This is a genomic window from Bradyrhizobium sp. BWC-3-1 (assembly GCF_032917965.1).
Lineage (GTDB): Bacteria > Pseudomonadota > Alphaproteobacteria > Rhizobiales > Xanthobacteraceae > Bradyrhizobium > Bradyrhizobium canariense_D.
Genome location: NZ_CP136625.1, coordinates 6,252,176 through 6,270,246 on the forward strand (window position 1 = coordinate 6,252,176; position 18,071 = coordinate 6,270,246).

14 protein-coding genes are annotated in these 18,071 nt (G+C 65.6%); 6 read left to right on the forward strand and 8 right to left on the reverse strand.

What is annotated here, in order from left to right; genetic code table 11:
- Positions 1-25: 25 nt before the first annotated feature.
- The 6 genes from RX329_RS30285 to hpaR form a co-directional block, all read right to left on the reverse strand.
- Positions 26-904 (reverse strand): transglutaminase N-terminal domain-containing protein, encoded by an 879-nt coding sequence (locus RX329_RS30285; protein WP_085362335.1) that lies wholly within the window; start codon positions 902-904, stop codon positions 26-28.
- Positions 901-3,438 carry a circularly permuted type 2 ATP-grasp protein gene (locus RX329_RS30290; RefSeq protein WP_085362334.1) on the reverse strand — a complete coding sequence of 846 codons (2,538 nt, stop codon included), beginning with the start codon at positions 3,436-3,438 and terminating at the stop codon, positions 901-903. The genes RX329_RS30285 and RX329_RS30290 overlap by 4 nt, the downstream gene beginning before the upstream one ends.
- Before the next feature lie 27 nt (positions 3,439-3,465).
- On the reverse strand, positions 3,466-6,735 hold the full coding sequence (locus RX329_RS30295) for a DUF2126 domain-containing protein (protein ID WP_085362333.1): 3,270 nt from the start codon (positions 6,733-6,735) through the stop codon (positions 3,466-3,468).
- A 104-nt stretch (positions 6,736-6,839) separates the two neighbouring features.
- The gene (locus RX329_RS30300; protein ID WP_007608034.1) at positions 6,840-8,363 is read right to left on the reverse strand and encodes a UxaA family hydrolase; all 1,524 of its coding nucleotides are present in this window, start codon (positions 8,361-8,363) and stop codon (positions 6,840-6,842) included.
- A gap of 93 nt (positions 8,364-8,456) precedes the next feature.
- Entirely contained in the window at positions 8,457-9,233 is a 777-nt protein-coding gene (locus tag RX329_RS30305) for an HpcH/HpaI aldolase family protein (protein WP_018456947.1), read from the reverse strand.
- 239 nt (positions 9,234-9,472) lie between these two features.
- A complete protein-coding gene (hpaR, locus tag RX329_RS30310; protein WP_018456948.1) occupies positions 9,473-9,991 on the reverse strand; it encodes a homoprotocatechuate degradation operon regulator HpaR in 519 nt (172 codons plus the stop codon).
- A 110-nt stretch (positions 9,992-10,101) separates the two neighbouring features.
- On the opposite strand from hpaR, the gene hpaH reads away from it, so the two are divergent.
- The 6 genes from hpaH (at position 10,102) to RX329_RS30340 (ending at position 16,445) form a co-directional block, all read left to right on the forward strand.
- Positions 10,102-10,908: a 2-oxo-hept-4-ene-1,7-dioate hydratase gene (gene hpaH / locus RX329_RS30315; RefSeq protein ID WP_085362332.1), complete on the forward strand. Its 807-nt coding sequence runs from the start codon at positions 10,102-10,104 to the stop codon at positions 10,906-10,908.
- A 30-nt stretch (positions 10,909-10,938) separates the two neighbouring features.
- Positions 10,939-11,337: a 5-carboxymethyl-2-hydroxymuconate Delta-isomerase gene (locus tag RX329_RS30320; RefSeq protein ID WP_317244750.1), complete on the forward strand. Its 399-nt coding sequence runs from the start codon at positions 10,939-10,941 to the stop codon at positions 11,335-11,337.
- Positions 11,330-12,868: a 5-carboxymethyl-2-hydroxymuconate semialdehyde dehydrogenase gene (gene hpaE, locus RX329_RS30325; protein ID WP_085352200.1), complete on the forward strand. Its 1,539-nt coding sequence runs from the start codon at positions 11,330-11,332 to the stop codon at positions 12,866-12,868. The genes RX329_RS30320 and hpaE overlap by 8 nt, the downstream gene beginning before the upstream one ends.
- A gap of 66 nt (positions 12,869-12,934) precedes the next feature.
- Positions 12,935-13,918, forward strand: coding sequence for a 3,4-dihydroxyphenylacetate 2,3-dioxygenase (gene hpaD / locus RX329_RS30330; RefSeq protein ID WP_085352199.1), 984 nt, complete (start codon positions 12,935-12,937; stop codon positions 13,916-13,918).
- Positions 13,919-13,921: 3 nt separating this feature from the next.
- Positions 13,922-14,791 (forward strand): fumarylacetoacetate hydrolase family protein, encoded by an 870-nt coding sequence (locus RX329_RS30335; RefSeq protein WP_085362330.1) that lies wholly within the window; start codon positions 13,922-13,924, stop codon positions 14,789-14,791.
- Between the two features lie 25 nt (positions 14,792-14,816).
- Positions 14,817-16,445, forward strand: coding sequence for a thiamine pyrophosphate-dependent enzyme (locus RX329_RS30340; RefSeq protein WP_085362329.1), 1,629 nt, complete (start codon positions 14,817-14,819; stop codon positions 16,443-16,445).
- A gap of 168 nt (positions 16,446-16,613) precedes the next feature.
- On the opposite strand, the gene alkB is transcribed toward RX329_RS30340, so the two are convergent.
- Together alkB and RX329_RS30350 are read right to left on the reverse strand one after the other, a co-directional pair.
- Entirely contained in the window at positions 16,614-17,267 is a 654-nt protein-coding gene (gene alkB, locus RX329_RS30345) for a DNA oxidative demethylase AlkB (protein ID WP_198957675.1), read from the reverse strand.
- A gap of 9 nt (positions 17,268-17,276) precedes the next feature.
- A complete protein-coding gene (locus RX329_RS30350) occupies positions 17,277-18,023 on the reverse strand; it encodes a 2OG-Fe(II) oxygenase (protein ID WP_085352195.1) in 747 nt (248 codons plus the stop codon).
- Positions 18,024-18,071: the final 48 nt, after the last annotated feature.

Below are 18,071 nucleotides of genomic sequence, written 5' to 3' on the forward strand. Positions count from 1 at the left end.
TGGGTGTCGCGGGCAGGACCCGCAATCATTCCACCAACAGCACGTCGACGGCGACGTCGAGCTTCTGCTTCGGCGAGCCGACGATGATGCCGTCGACCGGCGAAACGTCGGAGAAGTCGCGGCCGACTGCGAGCACGATATGGTCGCCAGCAACCATAAGATCGTTGGTCGGGTCGAAATCGACCCAGCCAAGCTCGTCCCCGCACCACAGCGACACCCAGGCATGGGTGGCGTCGGCGCCCTGCAGGGGCGGCTGGCCCGCCGGCGGAATGGTGCGCAAATATCCGCTGACATAGGCCGCGGGCAGGCCCAGCCCGCGCAAGCCCGCAATCATGACATGGGCAAAATCCTGACAGACGCCATGGCGCTTGACGAAGACCTCGTTGAGCGGCGTCGAGATCACCGTCGCCTTGGGGTCGTAGCGAAATTCGGTGCGGATGCGATGCATCAGATCGACCGCCCCGGCAAGGATGCCCGCGCCGGGCGCAAAGCTTTCCGCCGCATAGGCGCTGACCGGTCCCAGCACCGGCACTAGCGGGCTCGCAAAGACATAGCCGACCGGCGAGGACGGCCCGAGGCTCGTCGCCTCGAAGGCGATGTCGCGAATGTTCTCCCAGGCCGGGCTGACAGCGGCGCGCGCCGGCGGCTGGCGCGACACCTTCACGCGAGAGCGGGAATCGATGCGCAGGGTGCGATGCGCGGCCTCGATCACGACACTCTCGGTCAACGTGCCGAAGAAATCGCGCCGGACGCTACGCTCCGCAGGGCGCGGACGGATCTCGACCTTATGCGAAATCAGCTCCTGGCCATTGCCGCTCCTCGGCTCCAGCCGCAGCGTGCAGCGCGCGAAGCTAACCGGGCTCTCGTATTCGTAGGTGGTGACGTGACGGATATCGTAGATCACGCCAGCCCCGTCAGCTTTTCCGGCCGGCTCGCATTGGGACCGTGCGGGAAATAGTGCTGCCCGACCGCCTCGGCGAGGCTGAGCAGATCCTGCTCCAGGGCGAACAGCGTCTTGACCTCGAGCTTTTCGGCCTGCGCGGTCGCGAGCATCGCCTGCAGCGCGACCGCAAGCCGCTGCGGCTTCTCGATCAGGCCGTGCTCCTTCAGGCTCGGCAGTGCGGCGATGTGTTCGTTCAGCGTCGTCACCTGGAACGCCACGGAACGCGGATTGTAATTGTCGAGCACGGCGAGGTCTCGCACCGGCGCCAGGATCGGCGCCAGCAGATAGCGCGAGCGGTAGGTGATTTGGCAATCCACCAGCGTCAGCAGGATATCGAGATCCTCGTCGCCGGCCTCGTCATAGGCAAACTGCCGGGCAAAGCGCGTGGTGTTGATGGCGCGCTCGGTGCGCCGACCGATATCGAGGAAGCGCCAGCCGGCGGCGCGGTTCATGTTCTCATGCGCAAGGCCGGCAAAGCTCGCGAGCTCCTGCAAGGTCAACTCGGCCGCGCTCAGCACGCTGTCGTCGTCCTCGACCTCGACGGCCAGCCGCTCGACCATCTCCGTGATGACTTGCCAGGCATCGGGCGACAGCCGCTCGCGCAAGGAGGTCGCCGTGCGCTGGGCCGCGCGGACCAGCGACAGTGCCGAGCCGAAACGCTCCGGGCTCTGCAGCGCTTCGGCAACGATGCGGCCGGGCGCCGCGCGCGAGGTCTGCGAGATCGCGCCCCAAGTCACCAGCAGGCGCTGGATACGTTCCGCCGATTGCAGTGAGGCCGCGGTGCCCTTGTTGGGCCCGCTCGGCGAGCCCAGCGCCCGCACCAGCCGCAGCGTCGCCTCGGCGCGTTCGAGATAGCGGCCGAGCCAGAACAGATTGTCGGCGGCGCGGCTCGGCAGCACGCCGGCGATACGGCGGATGCGCACCTTGTCGATCGCAGGCAGCAGCGTCGCGGTCGAGACCTGCTTGTCCGAGACCACCCAGACGTCGGCGGAGCGCGCGCCGTCGCCCATCGACACCGCGCGCGCATCCGGCTGCTCGGCGATCCGGCAGAAGCCGCCGGGCATGATGGCCCAGCCGTCCGGCGTCGCGGCTGCGAACACGCGCAGCACGAAGGGACGCGGCGTGATTTGCCCCTGTTCCCACACCGGCATGGTCGAGAGCCGCACCACCTCCTGGCCGACATAGTCCATGCCGCGCGCAGCGATGGCGTCGCTCAGGCGCCGGCGCCCGGCGGCGTCGAGTTCGCTCGCGAGCACCGGACCGTTGCTGTCGAAACCGGGAACGCCGCGCCGATACGCGCCTTCGATCGCGACCTCGTCGAGCCGCGACAACACTTCGTCGCGCGCCGAGCGCTGGCCGCACCACCAGGTCGCGATGTGCGGCATCTTCAGCTCTTCGCCGAGCAGCCGGCGGCTGAGCGCCGGCAGGAAGCCGAGCATCGCGCGCGCCTCGAGGACACCCGAGCCCGGCATGTTGGCGACGACGACGCCGTCCTTGCGCAGCACGTCGATCAGGCCGGGGACGCCCAGCCGTGACGAGGCATCGAGCTCGAGCGGATCGAGCGAATTGGAATCGACACGGCGCAGCAGCACGTCGAGGCGCTTGAGGCCTGCAACCGTGCGGATGTGGATATGATTGTCGCTGACGGCGAGATCGTCGCCCTCGACCAGCAGGAAGCCGAGATAGCGCGCCAACGTCGCGTGCTCGAAATAGGTCTCGCTGAAGCTGCCCGGCGTGAGCACGCCAATCCGCGGCTCGTCGCGGTCGGCGCGCGCCCGAAGACTGTCGCGAAACGCCTCGAAGAACGGCGCGACGCGCGGCACGTTCATCGACTTGTAGAGGTCCGAGAAGGCGCGCGAGAGCACCAGGCGGTTCTCCAGCGCATAGCCCGCACCCGACGGCGCCTGCGTGCGATCGCCGAGCACCCACCAGCGTCCGTCGGGCCCGCGGCCGACATCGGCGGCATAGAGCGAGAGATAGCGCCCGCCCGGCGGCGGCACGCCGCAGGCGGGACGGAGATATTCGGGGCTCCCCGCGATCGCGGCCGCCGGCAGCGCGCCTTCGGCGACGAGGCGGCCCTCGCCATAGATGTCACGCAGCACGAGCTCGAGCAACTCGGCGCGCTGGGTGATGCCGTCGGACAGCTGCTTCCAGTCGGCCTCGTCAATCAGCAGCGGCAGATGGCTGATCGACCAGGGCCGGTCGGCGCTCTCGCCGGGCGCGCGATAGGTGACGCCGGCCTCGCGGAGATGACGGTCGGCCATGCCAAACCGCCGCTCAACCTCATCGGGCGCGAGCGCACCGAAGGCATCGAAGAAGCGGCTCCAGACCGCGCGGGGCTTGCCGTCCGGGCCGAGAAACTCGTCGGGGATGTCGGGCAGGCGCCTGTAGTCGCGGACCCATTGCGCGAAGCGGCGCTGGCCTTCGCGCTGGCCATCACGTTGACCTTGCGCCTGACCCGCCCTGTCGTCCTCTTCGGCTGCGCCCTCGGCCATGCGCCACTCCCTGCCCCGGCATCATACTCATTGCAGGAGCGGGGTCCGCAAGTCGAGGGTCAGCGGAAACTCATTTGTGCGTTCCTCGGGCGGCGGCTGCATCGGACCCGGCGTATGGCCATGGTCCTGGAAGCGCGCCAGCCGCCGCGCCTCGGCCTCGTAGGTGTTGACGGGCTTGGTGTCGTAGCTGCGGCCGCCCGGATGGGCGACATGATAGACGCAGCCGCCGAGCGAGCGGCCGTTCCAGGTGTCGATGAGGTCAAAGGTCAGGGGCGCATGAACGGGAATGGTCGGGTGCAGGCCTGAGGCCGGCTGCCAGGCCTTGAAGCGGACGCCGGCCACGGCTTCACCAGAGCGGCCGGTGGCGGTCATCGGCAGGCGGCGGCCGTTGCAGGCGACGATATGGCGGCCCGCGACGAAGCCTTCCGCCTTGACCTGAAGCCGCTCGACCGACGAGTCGACATAGCGCACGGTGCCGCCGGCCGAGCCCTCCTCGCCGAGGACGTGCCAAGGCTCCAGCGCCTGCCGCAGCTCCAGCGTCACGCCGCCATGATGGATGCGGCCGAACGCGGGGAAGCGGAATTCGAGCTGGGCCAGATACCATTCAGGCTCGAACGGATACCCGGACTGCTTCAACTCGGTGAGCACTTCGAGGAAATCCTCCCAGATGAAGTGCGGCAGCATGAAGCGGTCGTGCAGCGCGGTGCCCCATCGCACGAACTTGCCTTGTTGCGGCTCGCGCCAGAATTTTGCGATCAGCGCGCGGATCAGTAGCTGCTGCGCCAGCGACATGCGTGGATCCGGCGGCATTTCGAGCGCGCGGAATTCAACGAGACCGAGGCGGCCGGTCGTGCCGTCCGGTGAATAGAGCTTGTCGATGCAGATCTCGGCGCGATGGGTGTTGCCGGTGATGTCGACGAGGAGATGCCGGAACAAGCGATCTACCAGCCACAGCGGCGCCTGAGTGCCCGGCGGCGGCACGTGCGTAAGCGCGACCTCGAGCTCGTAAATGCTGTCGTGGCGGGCTTCGTCGATGCGCGGCGCCTGGCTGGTCGGGCCGATGAACAGGCCGGAGAAGAAATAGGACAGCGACGGATGCCGCTGCCAGTGCAGCACCAGGCTCTTCAACAGATCAGGCCGGCGCAGGAACGGCGAGTCCTGCGGGCTCGAGCCGCCGACCACGACGTGATTGCCGCCGCCGGTGCCGGTGTGGCGACCATCGACCAAGAAGCGATTGGCACCGAGGCGTGTCTTGCCGGCATCCTCATAGAGCCCGACGGTGATGTCGACCGCCTCGCGCCAGTTCTTTGCCGGCTGGACGTTGACCTCGATCACGCCGGGATCGGGCGTCACCTTGATCACGTCGACACGCGGATCGAATGGCGGCGGATAACCCTCGACATGGACCTGGAGCTGCATCTCCTCGGCAGTCGCTTCGAGCGCCGCGATCATCTCGAGATAATCCTCGATCTTCTCGACCGGCGGCATGAAGGCGCAGAGCACGCCGTCGCGGACCTCGACCGACATCGCGGTGCGGACGGGGACCGAGGTGTTGAGCTGTTCGGGCTCGAGCCGCTCCGGCGCGTCCGGACGCGCCGGAAGGCTGAACACCGGCAGTTTGCCGCGGGCCTCCATCGGATCCCGCTCGACGATGTAGGGATATTGATCGGGCGGGACATAGCCGAGCGAGTCCAGCGGCAAGCGCAGGCCGAGCGGCGAATCGCCCGGCATCAGGAACAGATGACTGCGCCGGAGCTGCCAGCGCTCGCTGCGCCAGCGTGGCGCCGCATTCCAGCGCTGCACCGGCAGCACGAAGCCGCGAGGGTTGTTGAGCCCCTGTTCGAACACCCGCGCCATCCGCGCGCGGGCCTCCGGATCGGACAATTTGGAATCGGAAGGATCGACGTTGACGGGAAGCTCGGATTCCTTCTGCAGCCAGTACGCGGTGTCCTCATAGGCTGGCATGATGTAGCCGGGATCGAGCCCGAGCCGCAGCGCCGTGCCCTCCACGAACGCCTGGACGTCCTTGGCCTGCGCCGACCGCGGATTTTCGATGCTGGCGATGAGGTCGGCATTCTTCCAGATCGGCACGCCGTCCTTGCGCCAGTACAGGCCAAACGCCCAACGCGGCAGGCTTTCGCCGGGATACCATTTGCCTTGCCCGAAGTGCAGCAGGCCGCCGGGTCCGAAACGCGCGCGCAGGCGGCGGATCAGATCGTCGGCGAGCCCGCGCTTGGTCGGGCCGACGGCGTCCGTGTTCCACTCGGCGCCTTCGAGATCATCGACGGAGACGAAGGTCGGCTCGCCGCCCATGGTCAGACGCACGTCGTGGGCCGCAAGATCGCCGTCGACCTGCTCGCCGAGATCGTTCAGCCGTATCCAGGATTCGTCGGAGAACGGCTTTGTGATGCGCGGCGCCTCGCGAATGCGCTTGACGCTCATGTCGAAGGCGAATTCGACCTCGGCGAAGCCTGCGCCGCCGGAGATTGGCGCCGCCGAGCGGTAGTGCGGCGTCGCGGCGACCGGGATGTGGCCCTCGCCCGCAAGCATGCCCGAGGTCGCGTCGAAGCCGATCCAGCCCGCGCCCGGCAGGTAGACCTCGGCCCAGGCGTGCAGATCGGTGAAATCGTTCTCGACCTCCGGCGGCCCCTCGATCGGATCGATGTCGGGACGGACCTGGATCAAATAGCCGGAGACGAAACGGGCGGCGAGACCGAGGTGACGGAAGGTCTGGATCAGAAGCCAGGCGGAGTCACGGCATGAGCCGGCCGCGGAGGAGAGCGTCTCCTCCGGCGTCTGCACGCCCGCCTCCATGCGGATGACGTAGCCGATCCTTTTCTGCAACTCCCTGTTGAGATCGACCAGGAAGTTGACGGTGTTCGGGGCTTCGTGCGGGATCGTATCGAGATATTTCGCGAACAGCCGATCGGGCTTGACGGTCTCGAGATAAGGCGCGAGTTCCGTCTTGAGATCTTGCGTATATTCGAACGGAAAGCTGTCGGCATAGGGCTCGACGAAGAAGTCGAACGGATTGACCGTGGTCATCTGCGCCGTGAAATCGACCTCGATCTTGAGCTCGGTCGTCTTCTCCGGGAAGACGTAGCGCGCGATCCAATTGCCTAGCGGATCCTGCTGCCAGTTCACGAAATGATTGGCCGGCGTGACCTTGAGCGAATAGCTCAGGATCGGCGTGCGGGTATGCGGCGCCGGCCGCAGACGGATGGTCTGCGGGCCGAGATCGATCGGGCGGTCGTATTTGTAATGCGTGACGTGGTGTAATGCGACGTAGATCGACACGGGGTGCGGTACTCCAGCAGCTTTTTTGAGCAGAACACCGCTGGTGACCTCGATCAAGCACTAACAACGGGCAGACCGTGCCTACGGCACGGGCTACGCCTTTGCTACATCGTCGCGCCCAGCACCCAGGGCGCGAACTCGGCGCCGCCGAAATCAAAACTCTCGCTCTTGGTCGGCTGTCCGGACGCGGTCTTGAGGATGAGATCGAAAATGCGCTGGCCGCACTGCTGGACGCTCTCCTCGCCTTCGAGGATGGTGCCGCAATTGACGTCCATGTCCTCTTCCATGCGCTTGTACATGGGCGTGTTGGTCGCGAGCTTGATCGAAGGCGCCGGCTTGCACCCGAACACGCTGCCGCGACCCGTGGTGAAGCAGACCAGATTGGCGCCGCCGGCGACCTGCCCGGTCGCGGCAACGGGATCGTAGCCAGGCGTGTCCATGAACACGAAACCCTTCTTGGTGATGGGTTCGGCGTAGCGCAGCACCTCGACGAGATTGGTGGTGCCGGCCTTCGCCATCGCGCCGAGCGACTTCTCCAAAATGGTGGTGAGACCGCCGGCCTTGTTGCCCGGGCTGGGATTGGCGTTCATCTCGGCGCCTTCGCGCGTCGTGTATTCGTCCCACCAGCGCATGAGATCGACCAGCTTCTCGCCGACTTCGCGGCTGACGGCGCGGCGCGTGAGCAGATGCTCGGCGCCATAGGTCTCCGGCGTCTCCGACAGGATCACGGTGCCGCCGTGACGTACGATGAGATCGCTGGCCGCACCCAGCGCCGGATTGGCGGAGACACCGGAATAGCCGTCCGAACCGCCGCATTGCAGCGCCACGGTCAATTCGCTCACCGGAACGGACTCGCGCTTGACCTTGTTGGACTCCGCAAGCGCCTCGCGCACGAAGGCGATGCCGGCTTCCACCGTCTTGCGGGTGCCGCCGACCTCCTGGATGTCCATCGCGCGCAGGCGGCCGGCGAGCTTCTGCTCTTCCATCAGGCCGCCGATCTGGTTCACCTCGCAGCCGAGGCCGAGCACGATGACGTGGGAGAAGTTCACGTGCCGCGCATAGCCACCGAGCGTGCGGCGGAGCAGCGCTAAGGGCTCGTTCTGCGTCATGCCGCAGCCGGTCTTGTGGGTCAGCGCAACCACGCCGTCGACATTGGGGAAGTCGGCCAGCGGATTATCGCCGGTGAAGGGATTCTTCTTGAAGACGTCGGCGACGAGGCTTGCGACATGCGCGCTGCAATTCACCGAGGTGAGGATGCCGATATAGTTGCGCGTGGCGACGCGGCCGTCCGGGCGGCGGATGCCTTCGAAGCTCGCCGGCAGATCGAAATTCGGCGTCGGCTTGACGTCGGCGCAATAGGCATAGTCCTTGGCGAAATCGCCCATGCCGCAGTTCTGCACGTGCACGTGCTGGCCCGGCGCGATCGGCACCGTCGCAAAGCCGATGATCTGGCCGTAGCGTATCACCGGCTCGCCCAATGCGATCGGCTTGATCGCGACCTTGTGGCCGGAAGGAATGCGCTCGACCGTCGTCACGCCGTCGGCCACCAATGTTCCCGGCGGCAAGCTCGCGCGCGCGATCAGCACGCCATCATCGGGATGCAGGCGAATGACGGGGCTGATGGTCATGGGAGGTCTCCTTCAGACGAATAGTGAGTAGCGAGTGGCGAATGGAAAAGGGGAGCAGCTCATTCGCTACTCCCCATCGCCATTCGCGAGTTCTCAGGCCTTGCCGCCGGAATCCTTCCGGGTGGCGTTGACCTGCATCTTGGCGTAGGTCGTCATCAGGCCGACCTCGTTCGAGAGCGTCACCAGCTTGAAGCCCATGTTGATGGCGCGCGCGGCACCTTCGGCGCCGCTGCAATGGATGCCCGGATTGAGGCCGCGCTTGCCGCACTCCTTGATGATCTTCTCGTAGATCGCAAGGATCTCGGGCTCGGTGCGATCGAGCTTCGGTTCGAGGCCGTAGGAGAAGCCGAGGTCGGACGGGCCGATATAGACGCCGTCGATGCCTTCGACGTCGAAGATCGCTTCCATGTTCTCGACCGCGGTTTTGGTCTCCATCATCGGCAGCAGCACGATGTCGTCGTTGGCCGTCTTCTGGTAGGAGCCCGCGGTGCCGTACATGCCGGCGCGGATCGGGCCGTTGGAGCGGACGCCCTTCGGCGGGTACTTGGCATAGGAGACGAGGTTCCTGGCTTCCTGCGGCGTGTTGACCATCGGGCAGATCACGCCATAGGCGCCGCCATCGAGCACCTTGCCGATGATGCCGGGCTCGTTCCAGGGCACGCGGACCATCGGCGTGATCGGATGCTTGTCCATCGCCTGGAAGCACTGCACCATCGACAGATAATCCTGCACGCCGTGCTGCATGTCGACGGTGACGCTGTCGAAGCCGCATTGCGCGATCATCTCGGCCGAGAAGCCGGAGGGAATCGCGAGCCACGCGTTGACCACGGCCTTGCCCGACTTCCAGATTTCCTTGACCTTGTTCGCCACGTTGCCTTCCTTCTTTGTTTTGGACCTTCGTCACCATGACGAGCGCCGCGACAGCACGATGCCGTTATTAGCGCGAACCCGACCGCCGCGCTACGCTCGCGATGACGCAAGCTGTCACTGGCAAAGGCGGCGCAATCCGTCCCGGCGCGCCGATTTTTGCGCATCGGCTGCGGGGCACTTTGAGCGAAAAAATGCGGCGATGTCCATGATTGTTGCCGCGCGCTCGCGCATATCTGCTTTCACTCCTCGGCACTTGCCTCCTCGCCCGCGCCGAGCCCTGCGAGACTTTGTTCGAGCTCGCTGAGCATCTCCTGCAATTCGACGAGCTTGCGTGCGCCAAAGCGGCGCGTGATTTCGGCATAAATCGCTTCGGAGGACGGCGCGACGGAAGCCATCAGCTTCACGCCCTTTTCCGAGATCGAGACCATGCTGCGGCGCTGGTCCGCCTTGGCGGTCTTGCGCTCGATCAGATTGCGCGCCTCGAGATCACGCAGGATGCGCGACAGGCTCGGGCCGAGCAGGAACGCGGTGCGCGCGAGTTCCGTGACCTCGACCGTGTCGATCGCCGCGAGCGCGCGCAGGATGCGCCATTGCTGCTCGGTCAGGCCATGCGTGCGCAGCGAGGGACGGAATTGCCGCATCACCGCCTCGCGTGCCCGCAGCAACGACATCGGCAGCGAACGCGAGAAGTCGCGCATCGGCACCTGCCGCACGGCGGGCTCACTTCCGTTCGCAGGATCAGCCGGTCTCTTCGTCATGACGCCCTTTCAAGCCGCGAAACGTTTGCAGTGCAGCAAGCCAATTTGCGATTGACGCATTCACTTAACATGTTAAGCATCTTCCGGCACGACGATTTGTAAGATTACACATGGCGCTTTCAAACGACGATATCCGAGCTTGCGCGAACCGTCTGCACCAGGCGGAAAAGACCCGTACGCAGATCCGGCAGCTCTCGCAGGACTTTCCCGACATCAGCATCGCTGACGCCTACGCGATTCAGAAGGCCTGGGTCGACGTCAAGGTCGCCGAGGGGCGCATCGTCCGGGGACACAAGATCGGCCTGACCTCGAAGGCGATGCAGAGCGCGCTTGGCATCAACGAGCCGGATTCCGGCGTATTGCTCGACGACATGTTCTTCGCCGATGGTGGCCTCGTCCCGACGGAGCGCTTCATCGCGACGCGCGTGGAAGCCGAGCTCGCCTTCGTCATGAGCAAGCGCCTCGCGGGCCCCGACTGCACGCTGTTCGACGTGCTCAACGCCACCGACTTCGTCGTGCCGGCGCTGGAGATTCTGGACACGCGCATCGAGCGCGTCGATCCCCAGACCAAGGCGACCCGAAAGATCTTCGACACCATTGCCGACAACGCGGCCAATGCCGGCATCGTGCTCGGCGGACGGCCGATCCGCCCGCTGGACGCGGACCTGCGCTGGATCGGCGCGCTCTGTTTCAAGAACGGCCAGCTGGAAGAGACCGGCCTTGCCGCCGGCGTGCTCAATCATCCCGCGACTGCAGTCGCCTGGCTCACCAACAAGATCGCACCGCTCGGCCTTGCGCTCGAGCCCGGGCAAATCGTGCTCGCCGGCTCCTTCATCCGTCCGATCGAGACCCGCAAGGGCGACACAATTCAAGCCGATTATGGCGCCTACGGCTCGGTGAGCTGCTACTTCGCTTAGACGACCAAAAAGACAGGGAGTGAAACCGCGATGCCGCATTTCACGATCGAATATTCGGCCAATCTCGACGACCGCCTCGACATTGGCGCGGCGTGCGAGGTGGTGCGCAAGGCGGCGGTCGAGACCGGCATCTTCCCGCTCGGCGGCATCCGCGTCCGCGCTGTCAAATGCGAGCATTATGCGATTGCGGACGCGCGGCAGGATTACGGCTTTCTCGACATGGTGCTGCGCATCGGCGAAGGCCGCGATGTGCCAACCCGCAAGAAAGCCGGCGAACAAATCTTCCAGGCGCTCTCCCGCCATCTTGATCCCGTCTTCGCAAGCTCGAAATTCGCGCTCTCGTTCGACATGCAGATCAACGACAAGGATACGAGCTGGAAGCGCAACAACATCCACGACGCCCTGAAAGCGGAGGCCGCCTATGGATAAGCCCACGCCGAAAACCGACGTATTCCAGGCCAATCGCGACCGCATCGCACCGCTGCTGAAGACGCTGCGTGCCGACGGTATCGGCCACATGATCGACGGCAAGATCGTGCCGTCGATCTCCGGCGAGACGTTCGAGACGAAATCGCCGGTCGACGGCGCGACGCTGGCGAGCGTCGCCCGCGGCAATGCCGAGGATGTCGATCGCGCCGCCACCGCTGCCGCACTCGCCTTCAAATCCTGGCGCGACATGGGGCCGGCGATGCGGAAGAAGCTGCTGCATCGCGTGGCCGACGCCATCGAGGACAATGCCGAGGACATCGCGGTGCTCGAATGCATCGACACCGGCCAGGCCTATCGCTTCATGGCCAAGGCCGCGATCCGCGCCGCCGAGAATTTCCGCTTCTTCGCCGATCGATGCGGCGAGGCGCGCGACGGCCAGAACACACCGAGCGACGAGCATTGGAACGTCTCGACGCGCGTGCCGATCGGCCCGGTCGGCGTGATCACGCCGTGGAATACGCCGTTCATGCTCTCGACCTGGAAGATCGCCCCTGCCCTCGCGGCCGGCTGCACCGTCGTGCACAAGCCGGCGGAGTGGTCGCCGGTCACGGCGGCTATCCTCGCGAAGCTCGTCAAGGAAGCCGGCGTGCCCGACGGCGTGCTCAACACCGTCCACGGTTTTGGCGAAGAGGCCGGCAAGGCATTGACCGAGCATCCCGCCATCAAGGCGATCGGCTTCGTCGGCGAAAGTTCGACGGGCTCGGCGATCATGGTTCAGGGCGCGCCGACCTTGAAGCGCGTGCATTTCGAACTCGGCGGCAAGAACCCGGTGATCGTGTTCGACGACGCCGATCTCGACCGCGCGCTCGATGCGGTCGTGTTCATGATCTACTCGCTCAACGGCGAGCGCTGCACGTCGTCGAGCCGCTTGCTGATCCAGGCCGGCATCGCCGAAAAATTCGTCGAAAAGCTGACCGCACGGGTGAAAGCGCTGAAGGTCGGCCATCCCCTCGATCCCGCCACCGAGATCGGGCCGCTGATCCACGAACGTCATCTCGCGAAGGTCTGCTCCTATTTCGACGTCGCACGCCAGGACGGCGCGACGATTGCCGTCGGCGGCAAGGCCTATGATGGCCCGGGCGGCGGATATTATGTCGAGCCGACCCTGGTGACCGGCGCACACGGCAAGATGCGCGTGGCGCAGGAAGAGGTGTTCGGCCCCTTCCTCACCGTGCTGCCCTTCAAGGACGAAGCAGACGCGATCGAGATCGCCAACGACATCCGCTACGGCCTGACCGGCTATGTCTGGACCAACGATGTCGGCCGCGCGTTGCGTGTCGCGGATGCGCTGGAAGCCGGCATGATCTGGCTGAACTCGGAAAACGTCCGCCATCTGCCGACGCCGTTCGGCGGCATGAAGGCCTCCGGCATCGGCCGCGACGGCGGCGATTACTCGTTCGATTTCTACATGGAAACCAAGCACGTCTCGCTGGCGCGGGGCACGCATAAGATTCAGAAGCTGGGAATCTAACGCCCGCGGTTCCTCGGCGCGCGGAGCGCCAACGAGGAATGGCTGGGTCTAGAGAGGGGAAACGCAATGCCCGTACCGCAACATATCTTCGAGCCGCCGTTCAACATCATCCGCTCCAGCCACGCCGTGCTGGACGTCACCGACCTGAAGCTCAGCCGCGAGTTCTATGAAAGCGTTGTCGGCCTGCATGTCGAGGACGCCGACGACAAGGTCGTCTACTTGCGCGCCGCCGAGGAGCACCAGCATCACTCGTTGGTGTTGCGCAAGGCGGCGGCGCCTGCCTGCAACCGCCTCGGCTTCAAAGTCGGCAATGACGGGGATCTCGACAAGGCCGCGAAGTTCCTGTCCGAGAACGGCCTTGGCTACGCCTTCGTCGATCAACCGTTCCAGGGCCGCACGCTGCAGTTCACCGACCCCTTCGGCTTCCAGATCGAGCTGTATGCGTCGATGGACCGGCGGCCGCATCTGCTGCGCCGCTACGATCTCTACAGGGGCTGCCACCCGCAGCGGCTCGACCATTTCAACGTGTTCGCCGCCGAGGTGCAGGACACCGTCGAATTCTATGCCCGGCTCGGCTTTCGCCTCACCGAATACGCCGAGGAGGACGGGCCGAACGGGCGCATAGCCGCGGCCTGGATGCATCGCAAGGGCAATGTCCACGATTTCGCCATCACCAACGGCAAGGGCCCGCGGCTGCACCACTTCGCCTACTGGACGCCGACGGCGATGAACATCATCCACCTCTGCGACGTCATGGCCTCGCAGGGCTTCGTGAAGAACATCGAGCGTGGCCCCGGGCGCCACGGCATCTCGAACGCATTCTTTCTCTACGTCCGCGACCCCGATGGACACCGTCTCGAGCTCTACACCAGCGACTATTTCACCGGCGATCACGACCACGAGCCGCTGCGCTGGTCGCTGCGCGATCCGCGCCGCCAGACATTGTGGGGCGCGCCCGCCCCGCGCTCCTGGTTCGAGCAGGGCTCGCCGTTCTCCGGGCAGACCGTGCGTGAACCGAAGTTCGTGGCCGACGTGCTGGTGGCGGATTAAGCAATGAATCTCCCTCGCCTCGCCACCTATTCCGTCAACGGCGCCGTCAGCTACGGCGCCGTCGTCGACGGCGGCATTGTCGATCTCTCCGCGCGCCACGCCAAGGATTATCCGACGCTGCGCGAGGTGATCGCCGCAGGAAAGCTCGCGAGCCTCGCCGAAGAGGCCGCCGGCCGCACGCCCGATCACGCGCTCGGTGACATCATCTGGCTGCCACCGGTGCCCGCGCCGGAAAAGATCATCTGCATCGGCGTCAATTATCCCGACCGCAATGCCGAGTACAAGGACGGCCAGGACGCGCCGAAATATCCGAGCATGTTCATGCGCTCGCCGCGCTCCTTCGTCGGCCACGACACGCCGCTGGTGCGCCCGCGCGCCTCCGCGCAGCTCGACTATGAGGGCGAGATCGTGCTGGTGATTGGCAAGCAAGGCCGGCACATTCCGGAAAGTTCGGCGCTCGATCACGTCGCCGCGCTGACGCTCTGCAATGAAGGCTCGGTGCGCGACTGGCTGCGCCATGCCAAGTTCAACGTCACGCAGGGCAAGAACTTCGATTCCAGCGGCAGCCTCGGCCCGTGGCTGGTGCCCTACACGCAGGAATCGCAGGTCGCCGACATCCGCCTCACCACGCACGTCAATGGCGAGCTGCGGCAGGACGACCGCACCAGCCGATTGATGTTTCCGTTCCGCTATCTCATCAGCTATATCTCGACCTTCGCGACGCTCGTTCCCGGCGATATCATCGTCACGGGCACGCCGACCGGCGCCGGCGCGCGGTTCGATCCGCCGCGCTATCTGAAGCCGGGCGATGTTATCGAAGTCGCGGCCGATGGCATCGGGACCTTGCGAAACGGCGTCGTCAACGAAGCCTGAACACCGATTGAAATGGAATAATGCCATGACCACCCTCACCGGCGGCGAAGCGATCGTAAGCGGCCTTGTCGCTCATGGCGTTGACACCGTGTTCGGCCTGCCCGGCGCGCAGGTCTACGGCCTGTTCGACGCCTTCCACCAGGCCCAGCTCAAGGTGATCGGCGCGCGGCACGAGCAGGCCTGCGGCTACATGGCGTTCGGCTATGCCCGTTCCAGCGGCAGGCCCGGCGTGTTCAGCGTGGTGCCCGGCCCCGGCGTGCTCAACGCCAGCGCCGCGCTGCTCACCGCCTTCGGCTGCAACGAGCCGGTGCTGTGCGTCACCGGCCAGGTGCCGACGCAATTTCTCGGCAAGGGCCGCGGCCATCTGCATGAGATGCCGGACCAGCTCGCGACCTTACGCACCTATGTGAAATGGGCGGACCGGATCGAATATCCCGGCAACGCGCCGACCACCGTCGCGCGCGCCTTCCAGGAGATGACGTCCGGACGGCGTGGCCCCGCTTCGGTCGAGATGCCCTGGGACGTCTTCACCCAGCGCGCCGACACCGCGGCTGCGCAAGTGCTGGAGCCGCTGCCCGCGCCGCAGCCCGACCCTGACATGATCAAGCAAGCGGCCGCGCTGATCAGGAACAGCAAGGCGCCGATGATCTTCGTCGGCAGCGGCGCGATCGAGGCGCGCGAGGAGATTCTCGAACTCGCCGAGATGATCGACGCCCCTGTTGTCGCCTTCCGCAGCGGCCGCGGCATCGTCTCCAACGCGCATGAGCTCGGCCTGACCATGGCGGCAGCTTACAAGCTGTGGCCGACAACCGATTTGATGATCGCAATCGGCACGCGCGCCGAACTGCCGGCATCGGGCTTCCGCTGGCCGTATCAGCCGAAGGGGCTGAAATCCATTCGTGTCGATATCGATCCGGCCGAGATGCGCCGGCTCGCCTCCGATGTCGCTATCGTCGCCGATGCCAAAGCCGGCACCGCCGATCTGGTCGCAGCCGTGAAGAAGGCCGGCTATGCCAGGACCAGCGGCCGGCGGGGAGCGATCCGCGAGGCCACTGCGACAGCGCACGCCGAGATCCAACGCATCCAGCCGCAAATGGCGTATCTCAACATCCTGCGCGAGGTGCTGCCGGCGAACGCGATCGTGACCGATGAATTGTCGCAGTTCGGCTTCGCCTCCTGGTACGGCTTCCCGATCTACGAGCCGCGCACCTTCATCACATCCGGCTATCAGGGCACGCTCGGCTCGGGCTTCCCGACCGCGCTCGGCGCCAAGGTCGCCAATCCCGACAAGCCGGTGGTGGCGATCACTGGCGACGGCGGCTTCATGTTCGGCGTGCAGGAGCTCGCCACCGCCGTGCAGTTCAACATCGGCGTGGTGACGCTGGTGTTCAACAACAACGCCTATGGCAATGTCCGCCGCGACCAGCGCGAGCGCTTCGACGGCCGCGTGGTGGCGTCCGATCTGGTCAATCCGGATTTCGTCAAGCTGGCGGAGTCCTTTGGCGTCGCATCCGCGCGCGTCACCGCGCCTGACCAGTTCAAGGCGGCGATGGAGAAGGCGCTCGCCCATGGCGGGCCGTATCTGATCTCGGTGGAAGTGACGCGGGATTCGGAAGTGAGCCCGTGGGCATTCATCCACCCGCCGAAGCCGTAAACGAAGCATCGTCGTTCCGGAACTCTTTCCTTCTCCCCTTGCGGGAGAAGGTGGATCGCTGACGCGCAGCGGCGGCGAGACGGATGAGGGGCTGTCTCCGCGGATGGAGACCCCTCATCCGCCTTCCCTTTCGGGAAGGCACCTTCTCCCAAAAGGGGAGAAGGAAGATCAGCGCGTCCTGCGAAACGTCAGATTGATCCGCTTAGGCCCGAGCAACGCATGTTCACCATCGGCGAGCGGCGCGACGCCATGATAGGCGAGCCTGCTAGCCCCGCCCCAGACCACGACATCGCCATGGACGAGCCGGAACCGGCGCGGCTTGTCGTTGCGTGCCAGGCCGCCGAACAGGAAGGTCGCAGGTAGCCCAAGCGAGACCGAGACGATCGGCGCCGAATAATCCAGCTCGTCCTTGTCCTGATGCAGCGACAGCCGCGTGCCAGGCTCATAGCGGTTGACGAGGCAGGCATCGGGCGCAAAGCCAGTAAAGCCGCCCTGGTCCGCCGCGCGGCGGGCGAGATCGCGGAGCACGGGTGGCATCGCCGGCCACGGCGCCCCGGTCCGCGGGTCGATGGGATCATAGCGATAGCCGGTATGATCGGTGATCCAGCCGCGCTCGCCGCAATTGGTCATGGCGACCGACATCAGATGCCCGCCGGGCGTGGTCATGCGCCGGAACGGCGACTGCGCCACGATGGCGCGCACCGCATCGATCAACTCGCTTTCGATCGGCTTGACGAAGCCGCGCAGCAGCACGGCGCCGTCGGCGATCTTCTCGCGCGACGGCTGAGCTTCGGCGACATTATCGAACAAATCCCCCATCAGCGGCAGCGTTTATTTCGCATCGTGAAAGATCACACCCAGCGTGTAGCGCTGGCCAGAGCGAATCCGGCTGACGCCATGGCGGAGATTAACGCGGTAGGTGCCGCGTGTCCCCTGCACTGGACGATGATGCACAGCGAAGGCAACGGCGTCGCCCTGCGCGAGCGGAACCACTTCGGCGCGGGACTGCATGCGCGGGCGTTGCTCGGTCAGCACGAACTCGCCGCCGGTGAAATCGCGTCCCGGCTCGGACAAGAGGATCGCGACCTGGAGCGGGAACACGTGCTCGCCATAGAGATCCTGATGCAGGCAGTTGAAATCGCCGGCCTCATATTGCAACAGCAGCGGCGTCGGCCGCGTTTGGCCTGCCTCGTGGCATCGTTTCAGGAACGCGGCGTGAGTGGCGGGATAGCGAATGTCGATCCCCATCGCCTCGTTCCAGCGATTGGCGACGCCCTGGAGATGCGCGTAGAGCGCCGGGCGCAACTGCGCGATCAGATCGGGCAGCGGATAGGAGAAATATTTGTATTCGCCGCGGCCAAAGCCGTGGCGGCCCATGACGATACGGCTGCGGAAGTTGGTGTCGTCGGGATAGAGCGCGGCGACGGCGCGGCACTGCTCCGGCGTGAGCAGGCCCTTCAGGACGGCGGAGCCGTGGGTGTCGAGCTCGCCGGTGATTTGCGGCCAGTCGAGGGCATCGACATGGGCGGCAGTATCCGCTGACGGGGATTGAGGCGATTTGCGTGCTGTTGCTGTCATGGCTCTCTGACCTTCGCAGGACCGCCCCGTCCTCTACCACCCGATTTC